Origin of the sequence: Paenibacillus uliginis N3/975 (assembly GCF_900177425.1) — a bacterium.
Lineage (GTDB): Bacteria > Bacillota > Bacilli > Paenibacillales > Paenibacillaceae > Paenibacillus_AQ > Paenibacillus_AQ uliginis.
Genome location: NZ_LT840184.1, coordinates 3,148,568 through 3,167,403 on the forward strand (window position 1 = coordinate 3,148,568; position 18,836 = coordinate 3,167,403).

An 18,836-nucleotide genomic window follows, 5' to 3' on the forward strand; every position below is an offset into this window, starting at 1 on the left:
GGTACAAGTTCTTGTCCCGTGTCGAGGACAAGAACTTGTACCGATTGCCGAAAGGACAAGAACATGAGCCGATTACCGATTAGATAAGTATCTAACTATGTTTCCATGCAATTTCATTAAGCTATCGGGCAGTATACCTCCGTTAGAAAAATAGGTAAAATAATTATTAGTTGAAGAATGGGAGGCCGAAGATGTGGGTTCAAGAATAATGCACGTGATTATTTCACATAGATTTGTAGAGTGTATCGGCAGCCTTCTCAGCTAACTGGCAGTTTTATTCAAAAAAATTCTTTATATCTGTTTTAAAAAAAGGAGATGGAATCTCGTGGCGTCCCTTCATTTAATGGTTGGTCTCCCTTGTAGCGGTAAGACTACTTTGGCTCGTCAACTCGAAACGAAATACTCTGCACTTCGCTTTACTCCCGATGAATGGCATATCCGTTTATTTGGGCATGATTTCGGGGATAACATGACGGAATCTGACGAAACAAAGCATGACTCTAGACATGACTCTGTGGAATTCCTAATGTGGGAAGTGGCATCTAGAGTTTTAATTCTTGGTGTTGATGTTATTCTGGATTTTGGATGCTGGGTTCGAAGTCAACGAGATGAGTTTCGATCTCGAGCTAATAACCTTGGGGCTGACTTTAAAATTCATTTTGTTGATGTGCCTGAAGAAGTGTTGTTTGAACGTCTAGAAGCTAGAAATGTGATGTACCCAGAGGGCACTTTTTTCATACCCAAAGCTAAACTTAAAGAATGGATACAAATTTTCGAGCCACCTTCACCAGAGGAACTTGAAACTTCTGCCGATTAAACTAACGGGAAATACTAGTTCAAATCAGAAAGATTAAAACCTTCTATTAGAAGCAAACTAGATTTAATAGCTCTAATAGGAGGTTTTGTTATGATCTTAAGTGAGTTGTGACGACTGTATGAGACTGATAAACGTATCCAAGGATTTAGTACGAAAACATTGAAAGCATACGCTCTCCAGCACAAAATGCTGATGAAGGAACTCGGTGACCTGGATATAACCGAGATAACTTTAACTCTGCTGAAGGAGTACTTAGCGAAGCAATCTAATCGGTTGAAGCCAAGTAGCCTAGGACATCGGATTCGGTTTGTTCGTTCCCTTTTTCGCTATGCTTTTGAAGAAACATACTTGACTTCTAATCCCTCCCTAAAACTACGAGAACCTAAAATGGATAAAAGAATTCCTAAGTTTTTAATCGAGGAAGATGTAATTCACTTAAAGATCTCTTGTCAATCACTGAGGGAAAGGGCGCTACTTGAGTTTCTCTACAGTACGGGCTGCCGGGTTGGTGAAGTGGAGAAGATAAATATCGAGGATCTTAACTGGGAAAACTGCTCTGCAATTGTTAATGGCAAGGGTTCAAAGCAGAGAGAGGTTTATTTCACGACAGAGCGCAAAGTGTGGCTAAAGAAGTATCTGGCCAGCCGTGAAGACAACTGTAGAGCTTTATTCGTAACCGATACACATCCGAGTAGACGAATGGCCATTCCTATGATCAGGTGGGCGTTGAAACGGCTTGCAGGCCGAGGAGAGCTTGAAGTAAATCTATATCCGCATCGATTTCGTCATACCTATGCGTGCCAACTCCTCGATAATGGAGCGCCTTTAGATTTCATTCAAGGCATGCTAGGGCATGAAAAAGCATCAACCACTCAAATATATGCTCAGCTGCGCGGCGAACGACGACGAGAACTTTATCGTCGATTTTTTTAGCATTTTGAATAACAGCAGATCCCAATAAAGTCCGCCTTTATTCAACTAAAGGGCAGATTTGCTCAAAAAAGACAAATAGATTACAAATGAAGGGAAAGCCCGATGGCTTATCGAATTTGACAGTATATTTATCGTGAATAAACCATTAAGCAAAGGTGGTGTTTTGTTATGATAAAAGATTGGCACTTTAGAGACGAAACTTCCGTATGTCTTTTCAGAACAGTCGGTGTATTATTACGAAATAATAAAATTCTTGTTCAATGTGATAAAGGTATTTATGCCTTACCTGGAGGGCATGTGAAAATAGGTGAAACGTCAGAAGAAACTCTTATAAGAGAATACATAGAGGAAACAGGAGCTAAAATAATATGTAATCGGCTTCTTTGGGTGGAAGAAACGTTTTGGGAATGGGGCAATAAAGATGCTCATGGAATCGTTTTTTACTATCAAATTTCATTAGAAAACAACACCGACATACCTGATGACTATTTTATATCACAGAAAGACAATTGCAATATTATGCTAAAATGGGTCTCAATAGAGGAACTGAAACAGCTACATATTTATCCAACATTTATCAAAGAAAAAATTGATAATATTCCAGATGGTATAGAACGCATTATTAGTTTTGAATAGCGTATAGCGTTAACAGTTCGTCGGACCCTGGGCCATTTTAAATGGTGCGCTAACGGGACACGATAGCACCATGACAACAGGCTGCCGAGATCATCGGCAGCCTGTTCAGCTAACGGGCAGGTTAGTTATAAAAAAAGCCCTACTGATTTAACCGCAAAAATTGCTTTTATATTCGTTTAATAACAAGAAGTTTCGAAATAAAGGGGGGATATGAAAAAAATATGGTTGTCTGTTGGACTGAGCTGCGTCACCCTTTTAGCGGGTGCTTGTATCATAGTTTTTCAACCAAAGGAATCAAGCCGGACGAGGTAAGCAATAAATCCGCAACTAATATTTCTTATACGGTCGTCTATGAGCAGAGCAAATGGTTCAAGAACGATAAGCGCATTCTTTTCTTAGGTTACTTCGATTCGAGAGGCCATTTCCTGCCGATCAAAATCCAATAGTGCAAAGCTCTAATCTAAGGAGGAGTTATGAAATTATTATCTAGAATTTTGTTTTTAATATCCTTGATTATTTTAGTTATTTATTCATTTGACTTTTTAGAATGTAATAATCGAGCACTTCTAATTAGCTTTATTATAGGATTTATAGCTACATTTATTTCAACATTTTTTGTTGAAAATGATAAACTTAACACTTTTATTAGACGGATATCAGCTGTAATTGTAATCAGCATTTTAGCGTATATATTGATATTTGGAGTTATATGGTCATTCTCAAAAAGGCCTTAATATGAGATTTGTGAGGACTTTAAATTAGTATACCGAGCAACGGATGAGCAAGCTGGTAAAGAAGCTCTAGAAACCTTCTGTGATAAGAGGAAATCTACTTATCCTAAGGTGGTTAAATCCCTAAGAGAATGTGTAATGTCAGAAGAAAATATTGTTTAGCTAACGGACAGGATAGTTCGAAATCCATTTGAGCAAAATAAGCAAAAAATCTGGAGGCTATTTCTCATGTGGTGGAAAGTTATGATTTTGATTTTGGCAATAGGGGTAACTAACTGTACAATTACGGATTGTGCTAAAGCTTACCACAGCGAGGAGTCCCCATCTAAATATAATGCCGATATTCAACGTAAGTGCTTGGAAGAGGTCCTTATTTTCGAACTTCGTCCTAAGATTATGAGTGTACTTAAAAAGGAGTATGATAACTATCTCATCGACAGCGCTCATATCATACCAATCAGGAAATCGGATTCTTATCCTCAACAAGAGTTCATACTTAAAGGGAGAGTAACGAAACAAGATTCTACCTCAGATATAGTTCAAATCACTTTTAAAGCAAGTACAGACGGATACCAAGTGAGTGATTTTCATGCTATCCGTAATGAAAACAACTAAAAAGTCAATCTTCCATTAAGCTAACGGGACACGATAGTTCAATCAACAAGCGGCAGTCTGTGACTTTATTTTCCAGTCCAAGAATGCCGCTGATTTCTATATTGGAGTCAGTCTAATACTTATTATTCGGAGCCTGACGGTTCAACAATTCAGAAATCCATGAAGGATCAACAAATCCAGTCTAAAACTTTATTTTCTTCGGACATGGGGGCAGGATTGAACATGTCTAATGACACAAAAGTGACCCCATTGTGGTTTTATGACACAAATGTGTACCCATTACTACGGACTCGGAATTTTACTCAAACAGAAATTATGGGCAGTTTCAGAAAAGGTGTAGGAAATTGCTACGTTTGGAACAATCAAAAAAGACAATCTGAAATAACCATGAGAATTTCTTTAAGCATACTAACAACGAAAGCTTATAAACCTTGCAAAAGATCCTACAAGCTACTATGACGCAGATAAATGGGGCATCCTCCGCGCTAAGATCAGAAATGAACTTCAAGAATTGTTGAACCTTGGATATCGTAAAGCTTCTACTAGCCAGTAAACAAGAATTCCTTACCATAGAAGAAGCTAAGCAACAATATGGATTAAAGGCTGATCTGTCGTATGTAAAAGAATGCACTTGGATCATTAAGCTAACGGGCAGTTTAGCTCAACAGTAACTGAAATATTGTGTTTGTGTTATTATTTGGAAAAGGGCTAATAAAAGAAAATGGAGTTGGTTAATGTCTAATGACACAAAAGTGACCCCATAACATAAAACACTAAAGCCTGATTGTTCGGGCTTTTTTATTTTAATGTGGTAAGATTTGTGTCATGGAAAAATGCACAAATGTGACCCCATTGTGGTTTTATGACACAAATGTGTACCCATTACTGTGGACGAATTTTACTCAAACAGAGATTATGGGCAGTTTCAGAAAAGGTGTAGGAAATTGCTACGTTTGGAACAATCAAAAAAGACGATCTGAAATAACCATGAGAATTTCTTTAAGCATACTAACAACGAAAGCTTGTAAACCTTGCAAAAGATCCTACAAGCTACTATGACGCAGATAAATGGGGCATCCTCCGCGCTAAGATCAGAAATGAACTTCAAGAATTGTTGAACCTTGGATATCGTAAAGCTTCTACTAGCCAGTAAACAAGAATTCCTTACCAGAGAAGAAGCTAAGCAACAATATGGATTAAAGGCTGATCTGTCGTATGTAAAAGAATGCACTTGGATCATTAAGCTAACGGGCAGGATAATTCCATTTTGTGGTATATTTAATTTAATGACATTTTCTAAGCGGAGGTGCTTATGAATCCTGCATTTTACACATATATCCAATCGCTGGCCGGTCGGGACGTGACCGTCATCGGCGCCGGCGTCAGCAATTCACCTCTGATCCGCATGCTGTGCTCGGGCGGGGCGCGAGTCACCGTGCGCGACCGCAATCCGGCCCTGCCCAGGGAGGAATGGGACGATCTAGGCATCGAGTTGCGCCTAGGGGAGAATTATTTGGATCGCGTTGAGGGCGACGTGGTGTTCCGCACTCCGGGCATGCGTCCAGACCATACGGCACTGGACTCGGCCCGCGCTAGCGGCAGCCGTGTGACCAGTGAGATGGAGGAGTTCTTTACGCTGTGTCCTTGTCCCATTTTCGGCGTGACCGGTTCGGACGGTAAGACCACCACCACGTCGCTGATTGCAGACATGCTGGCTGACGGGGGACGTATGGTACATCTGGGCGGCAACATTGGCACGCCACTGCTGACAAGCGCGGGTGAGATGTCGCCTCTGGATGCGTGCGTGGTCGAGCTGTCCAGCTTCCAACTGATGGACATGACGCGCTCTCCCCATGTGGCGGTGATCACTAACCTCTCGCCCAATCACCTCGACTGGCACCTCGACATGGATGAATATACCGCCGCCAAGCGCCGCCTGCTGGATTTTCAGACTGCTGACGACTTTGCCGTCTTAAACGGCGATAATCCGGCGACTGCCGCACTGCGCGGGCGGGGGCGGACCAAGTATTTCGGCGGGCACACTGTCCACGATGGGGTGATCGACGGTCTGTTACCCATCAGTGACATTCGTTTGCCGGGGTGGTACAACGTGGAAAACGTTATGGCTGCCATGAGCGCTGTGCGGGGGACCGTGTCGGATGAGGCAATCCTGGAGACGGTGCGCAACTTCGTTGGCGTGGAGCACCGAAACCAGTGGGTGGCAACTGTGGGCGGCGTGCATTATTACAACAATTCAATCGGCTCCAGCCCCGCCCGTACCGTCGCCACGCTGCACGCGCATGTAGGCCGAGTGCTGCTGATCGCCGGCGGGCGAGATAAGAAAGTACCGTTTGATGAGATGGCTAGGCTGCTGCCTGATCATGTCAAGGTGCTGCTGTTGATCGGCGAAGCGGCCAGTCAAATCGAGGCTGCGGCGCGTAGAGTGCCGAGTTGCCCGCCTATTGTCCTCTGCGAAGGCCTGGCCGAGGCAGTGGCACAGGCGCACAAGCTGACCGCACCGGGCGACACTGTGCTGCTGAGTCCTGCATGCACTGCGTTTGACCAATACCGTAACTTTGAAGAGCGCGGGCGTCACTTTGTAGAACTGGTCGGAGAACTGCACCGGTCAGAGGGAAAGGATTAAACAAGACATGGGCGTTTGCCGGGAAAACCTTGACCTGATGTATTTTCATTTATAGATGGTTCTTAAAAGGAACCGATCAAATTTATTCATTACACTAACGGGAAACGATACCTCAATCAAAAAGAAAAGGCAGCCGGATCTGATCATCGGCAACAAAATCCGTCACGAGCTTATCTCCAGTTGAAGGAAATTGCGCCGACAGTGTTAGCCCAAAGCCATTCTTAATGTCCACATATATCTAACTAAGGGTGGATTGCCCGTTGTATGTTCATATTACGGCAACAAGCCTAGGAGGGATTTCAAGAGGAGAGCTTAGCAGGACACAAGCTTTCACTTTTTTCGTTTCGAAACCCTTACTTGGGTAATAACTCATAATTGATCATATTAATGTAACGAAACACAAATTGATATTGACTCAATGACTCTAACCGATTGCAAATATCGTAAAATCAGTGGCTGTCTGATCATCCAGTGCAGTCATGAAGCGTGCATGAACTAAATACAGAAAGGCGTGATCCAACGTGAATCCAAGACACTCTGCATTCATAAAAATTTCGATTTACGTCATTGTTCTATCGCTTACGGCATGCTCAGGAGCAGCTGAGCCTCCCGCCAGTCCTGAAATATCAACACCGGCCAATGAAGAGGTCACGGCTCCTGAAACCGAGAACGAGCAAACTTCCGAAGGGAAGCGGCCCCATAGCGAAAACTTTGATTTGATGACTAGTGAGGGTAACCAGTCACATACCGCCACCTTGCATCAAGACGAAGGCTTTTCCTTATACGTATTCGAAAAGTTTGCTTTCGACGCTGCTAAAGGACGTCTGTTCCTTAGCAGCAATCCAGAATACTATGTTGATATTGAGTCACTGCCTGCAAATTATGACCTAACGCAGCTTAAAATTGCAGGAAAAAAGGAATTGGAAGAGTTCGGCAAAGTATCCGATTTTAGTGGAGAGCTCGTCGAGCATCCGCTGGGTTCCGCCGAGCTCTACCTTCAAGCCTCGAGTGGTGAAGGGATTAAGGATTATATCGTGTGGCAGTCTGAAACAGGCGACGCTTTCCTGTTCCGTCTTCACAATCCAAAAGGCGAGGAAGCTTCGGATTTTGCCGGTCAGGTCCTCGTTTCGTTATCTACGGTTCAAAGCGATTCATAATGAACGAGGTTTTCGCACCGATTACTCCAGAAAAAAGGGAATCATGCAAGAGGCTCGGAAAGACACTGGATCAGATATTCCGGGTGGAATTAGGTAATGAACTCGAAAGATCTTGACGAAATCAAGAATAGCAACAAGAAACTACAACAATACGTGAACAGTTATGTTTTTATATTCTGATTGATGAATGATTAACGGGGGGGTGAAATCGGCAAAGTCTATATGTTCTTGTTCTTTTGTTTGTGACACAAACAAACCTGTCGGGGGACAAGAACATAGTCCCATTAAAAGTCGCCTATATGGAGGCTTTTTTGTTTTAAGGGATGTTAGAATAAAGGGAATCACGATAACAGGAGGACTGACATGTTGCCTTTTCCAGCTGAAACTAGTCGCAAAGAGAAATTGGATTTTATAAATGAGATAAAGAACAAGTTACTAGAAAAATACGACGAGGACATTGAGGCAATTGGAATCTATGGTTCAGTTGCTCAAGAAAAAGAGGGGCCTTATTCAGATATAGAATTGCACATAATTAGTAGAGATGGAGCGAGTATACCTAGCCGTGAATTAATTTGTCATCCGTTTAAATTAGAGATTTCTACAAAGCAGAAATCAGAGTGGTTAGATCAAGCAAGCGCGGTGGACGATGGATGGGCGATTAAAATGGGTAGTTTCATACATATTACCACCCTGTATGATCCAAATGGCATATTTAATAAGGCGAAAGAGGTTGCACTCTCAGTACCCGAAGAAGTATTTAGAGAAGTAATAGCAGAATTTATGGTTTGGGAGCCGTACGAAACTATGGGCAAGATTCGAAATACCCGAATTTCCAATAACCTCTCTTATCTGCCCCGTGCAGTTTTTGATTTCACATGGCAAATTGCTAAATTGATTGGATTGTTGAATAAACAATATTACACAAGTAGATCCGTAACTCTGGAAGAATCCATAGAAAAACCAATCAAGCCAGAAGGATATGTTGAGTTAGCAAAAAAAGTAATAAGTGGTGAGCTGTATGACAAGGAAGAACTTTATCTACTTTGTGAAAACTTGTGGTTTGGTTTGAATAACTTGCTTGAAGAACTAGGAATTGAATACCGAAGCGATATTTTAGAACTGTGAAAGTCTATTATAAAAATTACCTAAAGCATTGAACTAACGGGAAACGATAGTTCGATAATTCAGTGTTGTTTTCACGCAATAATGAACACCAATTGATATTTTGGAGGTTATCATCACAGCTAACTGTCCAGTAACTGGTCAAGGAGATCCATTTCACTTGCAATTCTGGGAACATAGAAAGGGTTTTCTCTGATATGTAACACAATACTTTCATCTTGCAGTATACTAAAATGGATATCAGTAAAATTTTGGGAGGTAAATTTATGCGCGTGAGAAAGCTTGCTCCTTACAAACACTACTTATGCGGCTTGTTGACTGCTTGCTTATTATTTTCAATGATACCAATATTAAGCAGTTCGGCATATGCTGCAGCTCTGCCCACAGAGATCTCTGCTTCTACTTCCTCGCAGCAGCTAACGGATCAGAAGCTAACTTCAGCCGCAGAGCTCCTCGAATATGAGGCACAAATGGCATTTATGGCGGCACTGCACGCTTGGCCAGCTTTGGACAAGCTATGGCCAGGCACTCAGTATCAATCTCGTCTTATGCTCCTAACGAATGGCGAGCAAACGTACGAGATAACCACGTCAGGCTATAAGCTAGTCGAACCGTCCAATCCGGGATTACCGTTAGAAGTGTATTTTGACAGCCAGTTTAAATTATTGGATTGGAACGGCAAGCAGGCAGTCGCCATTTTTGTTGATAAAGATAAGCCCCTTCAAGATCGATTCGAGCCTCATACGAGTACGCCAATAAGCTTTATAATCACTACACATGAAATGTTTCATTTCTACGATCAACCGTCATGGCCAATAGTACAAGATCCGAACAAAAACGATTCCCGTTCATCCATTTATCCAGCTGAAGTAAAACCACGAATCCAACGAGCTATGCTTTTCCAGGCCTTGTATCAAGCGTATACGGATCCAGAAGCAACCCCCATGCATCTCGGACATGCTGCTTATTGGTATCAACAGTATAAACAAGACAATCCTACTGAATACGAACATAGTCTGTATTTCGATACTATAGAAGGTATAGCATCGTATATTGACAAAATGTCAGTTATGTACAGTGCTTTCGAAGGCAGCGCATCAGCCCAGCAAGTACGTGATTACTTCACAAAGCAGTATCAAGATATTAATATGAGTGGCCTTATTACCTTCGATCAAGAATCATACCTAATTGGGAGCTGGTCGGCGTTCTTGTTGGATGCATTGAACAAGGATTGGAAGGGGTTGGTGCCAGAAGGGCATACTCCGATTGAACAACTTCTGGAGGGTGTTACGCCGATACCTCAGCAAGCGGATGACAAGATTACAGCAGAGCGTGCAGCTACGATTGCAAAGCTTAATGCGGATCTTGCCATTACGCTTGACCCGCTGAAGAAAGCGCTGGACGACCAAAATATACCGCTATTATTGATTCCACTAGATATTAAAAGAGGTGCGTTCAGCACAACAGGATTTATTACATTGAAAGGTTATGAGCCAGGCTATGTCATTATGAATATGTCTACCCAATTCACAACGAGTGCTGGAAAGTTAGAATTGAAAGAACGCTCGATGTTGATGATGCCTACCTATATTGAGACCAAAGAAGGAGATTATTTTATTACACCGCTGCAAGCAGACGAGTATGTAAGAACAGATGGCACGCTTACGTTCGATAAGAACGGGTTGAAGGGTACGGTCTATGTTAAGCCATTTAAGTATAATGGGCGTGAAGCTTATATGGTGGCACCGTAGTACGGTCATCGTGGGCTATCTTCAAGTGAAGAATGGCTTTGCCATTCTATTAGAACAGAGAGCCGAATGTATTCGACTCTCTGTTTCATATGTTGTATCTGCTCTGTCTCTTGCCACCAGGAAAGCTTAAAAAGCAGCTCTAGTGTAGTAAAGTTTTCTTATAGTCATAATTTCCTCCTTCCTACCAATCGAATAAATGGTAAAGTCTTTCATACGGCTCAAGGAGGAATTAACATGTTATGGGGGCAGGATTGAACAAATAATGTCTAATGACACAAAGTTACCTACATATTTAAAGTAAAGAAAGCCTGATGAATCAGGCTTTTTGTTATTTATGTAGGAGAAATTGTGTCATGAAAAAATGCACAAGTGTGCCTATATTGTAGGATAATGACACAAAAATGCCTACATTCTGGCGGGACTAACAGTACGTATGTTGAACCAGTGCGCCCGGGTACAACCTATTCAAATTAAAACAAGCCAAAATGAAACGTTAGCGCTCGAGAATGGCTCCGCCGTCATTAAGCTAACGGGCAGTTTAGTGCAACCAATATGGGGGTATTTTGTTCCAGGTCTATTCAACCCCGAACTACCAAGTTCAGAAATAGTTATATAGTGGTTTGAAGTAATGGCCCAAATGAAACTAGTTTCATTTGGGCTGCCAAATAACTTTGATTAGAAAGGATGAACATCATGTCAGAAGAGCTAATAGTAGATGAGTCTCGATTTGCACAACTCATATCTATAGAACCGTAATATGACAGTTTGAGGATAACCAATCCATCAGAAATGCAAGTAGATGGCGACGCTTTGATTGAGCATCTGAAACGGATGAACGGCATTGATCTTTATGTAGAGCGAAAAGAGGATTTAACTGCTATTGCTGGGTTCAAGTATCTTAAAACAATAGACATCTATCGCTCGATGGAGCCTGATTTAGAGGAATGGAAAGACGTTCATTTTGAAAATTTGTCATTTAAGAAATGCAAATTTAAAGAATTAGGAAATACAGCAGCAATATCCGGTTTAACTACTATAGATGTATTAGGTTGTCGTAGTCTAGAACGTTTTACAGGGAATAACCGGAGGATTAAAAGGCTGGTTGTAGATGACTGCAAAAAGCTGGATTTACGTACATTAAAGACTTTTGAGGGAATAGAGACCTTAATAGTAAACAGCTGCCCGATTGAAATGAATCTAACAGAGAGCGGCGGGCTAAAGAATGTTAAGCACATTGATTTTATTTTATGCGAAGTGCAGGTTGATCTAATTCATCTAAAGGAGTACTTTCCTAATTTAGAATCACTGCATATCTCACAGATGAAAAAAGAGTATGGAATGCAATTGAAGGAACTAAATCCTAATGTGGAGATTTCAAGTAGATCTTTTAGGTTTGTGTAGCAAAATGGACGGAGATTGGAAAAGGTCCCCGTCCATTTTTTCTCTACAGAGTCGCTTTATAAACTAGGATACATGTCGGAGGACAAGAACATAAATGCATAAGAAGTCGCCAAATGGGCGGCTTTTTTGATATAACGATGTAAGTTTTTGTCCTTCGCTCTGGACAAGAACTTACATCGTTAGCCGAAATGGACAAGAACCTGTAACATCCCAAGTATAATCCATCAATAACAGGGGAACATACAGTTGTTAAAGAAATTAATCGAAGGGGAATATTCTTGAGAAAGTTGTTAATTCCTAATACGGACAATATAAGACCATAACAACCCCAAAAATGTGAGCAGTATATGGGGACTTTGGGATTGATATAAACAGTTTTGTCCAAAAGTCGTTTGCGTAAAAAAATAATTACATAAGAGAAAATTAGGGGCAATTGTTCAATAACAAGTTGCTAAAATAACAATTAAAACATGTAAGTCTTAAAAGGAGGGGAGAATTCGTATGAGTGAAAACCAACAATCAGAATATAGTCAAACTCAGGCTCCTGAAGTCGGGGAGCAAACCATTTCGGAATTTGAACAACCACCGACTCATCCTGACAGAAACAGCACTCTAGTAAAGTCGGAAGAGATTCGCTATCCCAATGCAGATCAGTTGTATAAATAGAATAAAAGGTTTCAGAAAGATACGTTAGATATATATTTAAACCTTAATCTTCGGTGGAGAGTGTAAAATATTTTGTGTAAATAGTTAAACATAACAAAAGGAAGACCCTTTCTTGTAGAATTAAGTCACCTCAACACAATTCACAGAAAGAGGTCTTCCTGGAGATAATTCGCCCCGCGATAACCGAGGATTGGCTTGTTTAGCTGAGTATAATAAATTGCCACAGCACTTGACACACATGTCGGGTGACAAAAACATAGTAACATTAGAAGCCGCTAATTATACGGCTTTTTATTTTGGCTCTGTTAGTGATATGTGTTGATAACTACCCTTACACCATTATTTGAATCAAAATCCATATTTCATGAAGTAAATGAACGGAAAGCTAATAAAGGATTTCGCTGCATTTACTGTGGAATGGATGAAGTTGTTCACTTTGGTAAAACTACACAGGATCGTCAACGTTATAAATGCAAATGCTGTGATAAAACATTTACGGAAACTGCTGATACGCCTCTCTATCATTGTCGAAAATCTGAAAAATGGATTGACTTTTTATCATGCTTGATTGATGGTATGAGCTTGCGTGATAGTGCCAAAGAAATTAGCGTTCATTACGTCACTCTATTCTACTGGAGACATAAAATCCTAACAGCCCTTGCACAGATCAATGCAGAGGAACTAAATGGAATCGTAGAAGTTGACGAAACCTATTTTTTAGAATCACAAAAAGGGGCAATCCCAACACACCGATCTTCTCGAAAACGTGGTGGAAGTGCTAAAAAACGAGGTCTTTCCACTGAACAAATCTGTGTCCTGATTGCTCGTGATCGAGAGAAAAATACATTCTATAAAGTCATTGGACGTGGAAAGCCTACAAAAGATAGCTTAGAACTCCATTTAGGTAATCGACTAGGAACAGATATTGTTCTTTGTTCCGATGCTCTTAGAGGTTATAAACTACTTGCAAAGAATCATCATATTCAACAGTATGTGAAAACTGGAGAAAAACGTGTCAAAGGAATCTACCATATCCAAAATATCAATAGCTATCACTCTCGCTTGAAACGATGGCTCAATCGCTTCTATGGTATTTCTACGAAATACCTAGAAGGTTATATTGCATTGTTCAACTATCTTGATCAGCTAAGATTTGATGATAGTGAACGCTCTATTAAGGAGCTTGCAGTGGATGTGCTAATGAATAAAGTCTCTGATACCAATAATGATATTCGTTTAAGACAAGTTGAGTACGTTTAATAGCTATTTAACGTCATAGATGACTAATAAAGAATGTTATGAAATGATTGTTTAAGTGACTATAATAATAATGGAAGACAAGTTCCGATAAATTCCGTATAAAAAATATCGAGTGAGTAATAAATTTTAACGATAATATGTATTTGTAAAGGAGGGAAATGAATGTTACAAGAATTCAATAATTTAATGGATTACATCGAAACACATTTAACGGAAGAAATCTCTGGAAAAGATATATCAAAAATTGTAGGACTATCTGATTATCATTTTAAAAGAATGTTTTCGTATATGGCTGGAATGTCATTGAATGAGTATATCAAAAATAGGAGATTATCAGTTGCGAATGTTGAATTAATAAACGGAGCAAAAGTGACAGATATTGCCTATAAATATGGCTATCAATCTATAGAAGGATTTTCAAGAGCCTTTCGTGGATGGAGTGGTTTTTTACCTTCAGAAGTAACTAAAAACAAAATTCAAAAATCATTTCCCAAATTTTCATTCTTTATAGATATAAGAGGAGGAATATCCATGGAATTCAAAATTGAAAAAAAAGAGAAGTTTAAAATAGTAGGTGTATCGAAAAGAGTGCCAATTCAATTCGAAGGTGAAAATAATGCTATCTTAGAACTAGCCCAGTCAATTACCGAACAACAAAGAAATGAAATGCATCAATTAGCTGATTTATATCCTCATCAAGTCTTGAATGTATCTTATGATTTTGATGATGGTTTCTTGGAAGAAAAAGGCTACTTAACTCATATGATTGGTTTTGCAACTACAAAAGAAAATCCATTCGATGATTTAGAGCAAATTTCTATTGAAGAAAGTTTATGGGCAATTTTCCCTAATCAAGGACCATTTCCTGCTACGCTTCAAGAAACTACCGCAAAAATTTATTCTGAATGGTTGCCTTCTTCAGATTATGAAGTAGCAGATATACCTGGAATTTCTTTTACAAAGCACAATGGTACATCGGAAAATGTATATAGCGAAATTTGGATGCCAGTAAAGAAAAAAGTTAGCGATAAACTTGGATGATTATTATATTTACAGAAGTGTTATTCCGTTAAATCTTCATTTACCATATTAGACCAGTCAGTAGATATTGACTGGTCTTTTTAAATTTGATGAAAAATCAACACTTATCGCTAACAGAGCCTTTATTTTTATGATATCAAGTTCTTGTCAAAACACAATGACAAGAACTTGATATCATTCCCGACTGAAGACAAGAACTTTGTTACATTCCCGATATGATCTCATCGGTAGCAGGCAAGTTGAAAAGATGCCATTTTTGCACGCTCATAGTTCCACAACATCGCTTGTTATGCGAGATCTATTCGTCTCAACCAGCTTAAACATGGTTTCTACAAGTAGGGGGGCGATCAGTTTTAGCGACGGGTTACAGACCCAGGGGAACGACCGATCTGCCCCGGCTACTGACAAGTACACCACCAAAAAAAAAGTGGTCAACCAGTAAAAACTGGCTGACCTCATAATACGACGGGGAACGATAGTTGAATAATGGTATAAAGGCAGCTGGTCAAACAATCAGCTGCCGTTTTCATTGATGTAACGGGCATTTTAATTGAAGATTAATTACGGTGAACCATACCATAAGTGACGGCGAAAAATTTTGTTGTGGAAAGTTGGAGAGTGTTGTAGGGGATGTGGAATAGTTCGACAGAGGGTGTCCCAAAAGTCATAAAATGACGGAGGGACACCCTCTATTATTTTAATGAGGGAGCGAAGCGCGCAGGGAAGGAGCTGGAGATTGTGCTGAACGGACAAGGCTACATCTCTACCCTTGCAAAGGTCATTTCCAAAATTCAGGTGAAAAGTAGGTAGACTCAGGACAAACGATTACTATAATGGAAATAAGAGACATATATAGAACCAATCTATAGGATATATACAAGAATCAGGCTGAGTAAGAAAGTGATTAGAGGAGGCCATCTCGTGGGAAGATCATTCGCAAATTTGCATATCAAGTCGAAAAACCTTGAGAAGACTGTCGAAGTATTAAGAGAGCTAAGCGAAGGGCATGTCAAAGTATTAGGCAAGCCAAATAATGAGGCTCAAGAGATCAAAGTTGTCATGTACGTAAGCAAAAGCAACGAGAACTGGATCAGCGTGCTCCACGATTATTTTGTATGGGGTACGGTGAAGAAGATCGGCAAAACGTTGTCCCGGCTTATCGAGGAGCCAGTGATGACCGCCGGATATATGAATGAGGAAATATTCGAGTTGTCGTTTTTCGAGAATGGAGACATTCAAGCCGAAAGAATCTTTTGTGAACAGTGGACGAGGGATGAATATGAACAACTCAAAGAAGAGCGTCTTAATGATGACTACCTGCGGAAAGCGTTGGATATCCGTAATGAGGATTTTGACGACTTCATTAGCATTACGAGTCCGGAACAAGCCGTAGATAAGCTGTCAGAACTCGTAAGAATGTCTTTATGGAGTGATTCGGAGTGGATATCGCACGAAGAAACTCTCAGAAAAGGATTTGGGAAATATGAATTTTGAAAATACATGAGCTGTATAGGCACGCTTCCTTGCTTTAGATAGAGATGATGAAGAGTGGTGGTGAACCATGAATGGCTAAGGACGTCTGGGATAACATTTTAAAACATGGCGGTGAGAGAAAAGAAATGGACAAATTAAAGAACAGCGGATTTTATAAACTTAAATTTTTCATAAGGCCGGAAGAGTTTAAAAACGTTTTGAAGCTCTTTGAACATAAGCAAGCGCAATTTCATCTTACCAATTATGCCCAGACAAAGCATGATCAGAATCAGGTGTATGAGGCGTATCAGGCATTTTATCAGTATTTTGCGGCAGAGGAAAAAAGGAATGATTGTCACCCCTTCTTTGTTTATTCCATTTCTGTTGCGTCTGATAATGAAAGCTCCGGATTTTTTGCGAGAAATGAAGGTGTCCATTTTCCATATTGCGGACAATGGGCAGAGGATGAACTGCCGTGTATCTTGCTTTCATTTCCTAAAGGCTTTCAAATTAATTTGGAAGATGAAAAAGGGAAGTATTATATCTATGAGGATATCCGGGACCATAAGCTGTTAACATATACGTTTTTCAATGAAATAACGGGCTCTATTAAAAAAATGACAAAGCCGCTTCGCTTCTCGGCGCATGACGCAGATGCTATGAAGGAGCAAAAGCCCTCTGTGCGTATAAGCCATGATGCGATTCACGACTTGAGCAAATCGTGGATTTTCAGTAAATATGGACTTGTGATCAATGGCAAATAGGAGGGTTTACGAATGCGCAAAATATGGAAAAGAAGGATTCTGATCAATAATCCTGTTGCGCTGGACCGGGTTCAGATCGAGCAGGACTTGCGCGGCGGCAACCAAGTAATTGTCCAGTTCTCTCACCCGGAGTTTTATGGCTCCATATTGGAAGAAGTGGATGAGCTTTGCGCGCGCTGGGATGAGGATTTCGGAGTACGTTTCTACGCCCACTATTCCCTGTCTTTTGATTGTCATACTCTCTTGCGGATTCCCCATGTCAAAATGCTGCAGCTCAATAGTCTCGTCCAGGCACATAACACCGAAGCATTAGCCAAGATGGATAACCTGTACAGTTTGAGCTTAGGCATATACGAGCTGGAGAATTCGGAAATTCTGGGGATTGATACGTTGCGGTCTCTAAAAATTTTAAACGTTATCTCGGATAAAAAGATCCTCAACCTGCAATATTTTAAAGAGTTCTCTTATCTGGAAGAGTTGCATGTAGGGGGCAAGGTTAAAAACCTTGATGCTATAGGTTATCTGGAGGACTTGAATTATCTCGCGCTGCATTCGATCAGCAAACTGCCGTTACATTTTATTAACCGGCTGAGGAAGCTGAAGAACCTTCGCATTTTGCTTGGAGGCCGAGAGCATATTAAGGAAATTGAAGAGAATGAAATCGAGGACCTGGAGATCAGTAGAGTCCGCGGCTTTCATGACCTGACCAATATTAAGGCCTTCCAAGCGCTGAAGAGACTTGTTATTGAGGATCAAATCCAGCTGCAAGAAATCAGCTTTGACCAGGAAATGAAGGCACTGGAGGAGCTATATATCAGGAATTGTAAAGGCTTGACTCGTTTGATGGGAATGGAGCAACTGCCTTTGCTGCACAAGCTTCGCATTTTCAAAACGGCAATCGATTTTGATTCCTTTATCAATCAGAAACTTCCAAGTTCTTTATCTTCAGTGGAGTTTGCAACTTTCAAAAGTAAAGCAGACCAGGAAATACAACAATCTTTATTAAAATTGGGTTTTCAATAAAAGGGAGTAGTCTTGGCGACCACTTCGTTTCTCCAGAATCCCTCTACCCCTCCGCCTCGTCTGCCTGTGAAGTCAACCCTAATTTTAAGTTTGAACCACTAATAGTTACATAAAAATGTACGATGGTGAATAAAGCTTTTTGTTACATTTATAAATAGTTAATCACACAACCAGGCCGCCGATTACGTTGCGAAATTTGATTAGCCGTCAATAAAATCGGACTATCGTGCGGCAGAAGACCTGTTGACTTGAACTTATGTATAATTAAGGAAAATGGAGGAATACCGAAATAATGTTTGCGCTAAAGTTTATCTGTACCTGGGTATTGCTCGTTGCATCATGTTCGGCGGTATGGTGGAGCTTCAAAACAGAAAAGCTTATAACCGTCTCTTGGCTGGCGTTTCTACTACCCGCCGTCTTCCAGCTCGCGGCCGCTTTCCGGATCGGCCCCGGCAAAGCGAAGTCGCTGATCGTGTTCGGCTGTATAAATCTTGTGTTCACTGCCCTTGTGGGTGTGGCTGTCTGGTATCTAGTCCAATTGGCTAATGCATACAAAAGAGGCAAATGATCGAAGCATTTCCATGAAGTACATCCGACTGCCGACAGCGGCAGCCTCGATAGGTTTGGCGAAGCGAAGTCCCAAAGTGGATATGACCATATGCGCCATATCCACCTGAGGCTGGCGGTCACAGCTAGATTTCTGAACGAAAGCCTCAGTACAGATTATACCTATTGTGGTAAACTACTGTTCAGATTTGCATTTTGCTGCTTCAATCCAAAGCGGAGTGCAGGTCCGTTTCAT

General features: G+C 40.7%; 17 protein-coding genes and 1 pseudogene. All 18 read left to right on the forward strand.

Features of this window, described 5'->3' with window-relative positions; all coding sequences use genetic code 11:
• Positions 1–325: 325 nt before the first annotated feature.
• A complete protein-coding gene (locus B9N86_RS14850; protein ID WP_210190687.1) occupies positions 326–817 on the forward strand; it encodes a P-loop nucleotide/nucleoside kinase family protein in 492 nt (163 codons plus the stop codon).
• Positions 818–1,003: 186 nt separating this feature from the next.
• The gene (locus tag B9N86_RS14855; RefSeq protein ID WP_244563099.1) at positions 1,004–1,750 is read left to right on the forward strand and encodes a tyrosine-type recombinase/integrase; all 747 of its coding nucleotides are present in this window, start codon (positions 1,004–1,006) and stop codon (positions 1,748–1,750) included.
• A 168-nt stretch (positions 1,751–1,918) separates the two neighbouring features.
• Positions 1,919–2,386, forward strand: a complete 468-nt coding sequence (locus tag B9N86_RS14860; protein ID WP_208919956.1) for an NUDIX hydrolase — start codon at positions 1,919–1,921, stop codon at positions 2,384–2,386.
• 221 nt (positions 2,387–2,607) lie between these two features.
• The gene (locus B9N86_RS14865; protein ID WP_208919957.1) at positions 2,608–2,832 is read left to right on the forward strand and encodes a hypothetical protein; all 225 of its coding nucleotides are present in this window, start codon (positions 2,608–2,610) and stop codon (positions 2,830–2,832) included.
• A 291-nt stretch (positions 2,833–3,123) separates the two neighbouring features.
• Positions 3,124–3,249 (forward strand): annotated as a pseudogene (locus tag B9N86_RS14870) (transposase); the annotation flags it as partial.
• A gap of 96 nt (positions 3,250–3,345) precedes the next feature.
• Positions 3,346–3,732, forward strand: coding sequence for a DUF3888 domain-containing protein (locus tag B9N86_RS14875; protein ID WP_208919958.1), 387 nt, complete (start codon positions 3,346–3,348; stop codon positions 3,730–3,732).
• A 1,312-nt stretch (positions 3,733–5,044) separates the two neighbouring features.
• Complete coding sequence (gene murD, locus B9N86_RS14880; protein WP_208919959.1) at positions 5,045–6,376, forward strand: UDP-N-acetylmuramoyl-L-alanine--D-glutamate ligase; 1,332 nt, start codon at positions 5,045–5,047, stop codon at positions 6,374–6,376.
• A gap of 521 nt (positions 6,377–6,897) precedes the next feature.
• Positions 6,898–7,533 carry a hypothetical protein gene (locus B9N86_RS14885; protein WP_208919960.1) on the forward strand — a complete coding sequence of 212 codons (636 nt, stop codon included), beginning with the start codon at positions 6,898–6,900 and terminating at the stop codon, positions 7,531–7,533.
• A gap of 363 nt (positions 7,534–7,896) precedes the next feature.
• A complete protein-coding gene (locus tag B9N86_RS14890; protein ID WP_208919961.1) occupies positions 7,897–8,658 on the forward strand; it encodes a kanamycin nucleotidyltransferase C-terminal domain-containing protein in 762 nt (253 codons plus the stop codon).
• 263 nt (positions 8,659–8,921) lie between these two features.
• Positions 8,922–10,406 (forward strand): hypothetical protein, encoded by a 1,485-nt coding sequence (locus B9N86_RS14895; RefSeq protein WP_208919962.1) that lies wholly within the window; start codon positions 8,922–8,924, stop codon positions 10,404–10,406.
• 789 nt (positions 10,407–11,195) lie between these two features.
• Positions 11,196–11,807, forward strand: coding sequence for a hypothetical protein (locus B9N86_RS14900; protein WP_208919963.1), 612 nt, complete (start codon positions 11,196–11,198; stop codon positions 11,805–11,807).
• Positions 11,808–12,308: 501 nt separating this feature from the next.
• Positions 12,309–12,473 (forward strand): hypothetical protein, encoded by a 165-nt coding sequence (locus B9N86_RS14905; protein WP_208919964.1) that lies wholly within the window; start codon positions 12,309–12,311, stop codon positions 12,471–12,473.
• 315 nt (positions 12,474–12,788) lie between these two features.
• Complete coding sequence (locus B9N86_RS14910; RefSeq protein WP_425298587.1) at positions 12,789–13,733, forward strand: IS1595 family transposase; 945 nt, start codon at positions 12,789–12,791, stop codon at positions 13,731–13,733.
• Between the two features lie 162 nt (positions 13,734–13,895).
• Complete coding sequence (locus tag B9N86_RS14915) at positions 13,896–14,774, forward strand: AraC family transcriptional regulator (RefSeq protein ID WP_208919966.1); 879 nt, start codon at positions 13,896–13,898, stop codon at positions 14,772–14,774.
• Positions 14,775–15,695: 921 nt separating this feature from the next.
• Entirely contained in the window at positions 15,696–16,268 is a 573-nt protein-coding gene (locus B9N86_RS14920; protein WP_208919967.1) for a hypothetical protein, read from the forward strand.
• Positions 16,269–16,339: 71 nt separating this feature from the next.
• Positions 16,340–17,011 carry a hypothetical protein gene (locus B9N86_RS14925; protein WP_244563100.1) on the forward strand — a complete coding sequence of 224 codons (672 nt, stop codon included), beginning with the start codon at positions 16,340–16,342 and terminating at the stop codon, positions 17,009–17,011.
• Positions 17,012–17,023: 12 nt separating this feature from the next.
• Positions 17,024–18,034 (forward strand): hypothetical protein, encoded by a 1,011-nt coding sequence (locus B9N86_RS14930; RefSeq protein ID WP_208919968.1) that lies wholly within the window; start codon positions 17,024–17,026, stop codon positions 18,032–18,034.
• A 292-nt stretch (positions 18,035–18,326) separates the two neighbouring features.
• A complete protein-coding gene (locus B9N86_RS14935) occupies positions 18,327–18,602 on the forward strand; it encodes a hypothetical protein (protein ID WP_208919969.1) in 276 nt (91 codons plus the stop codon).
• Positions 18,603–18,836 lie beyond the last annotated feature (234 nt).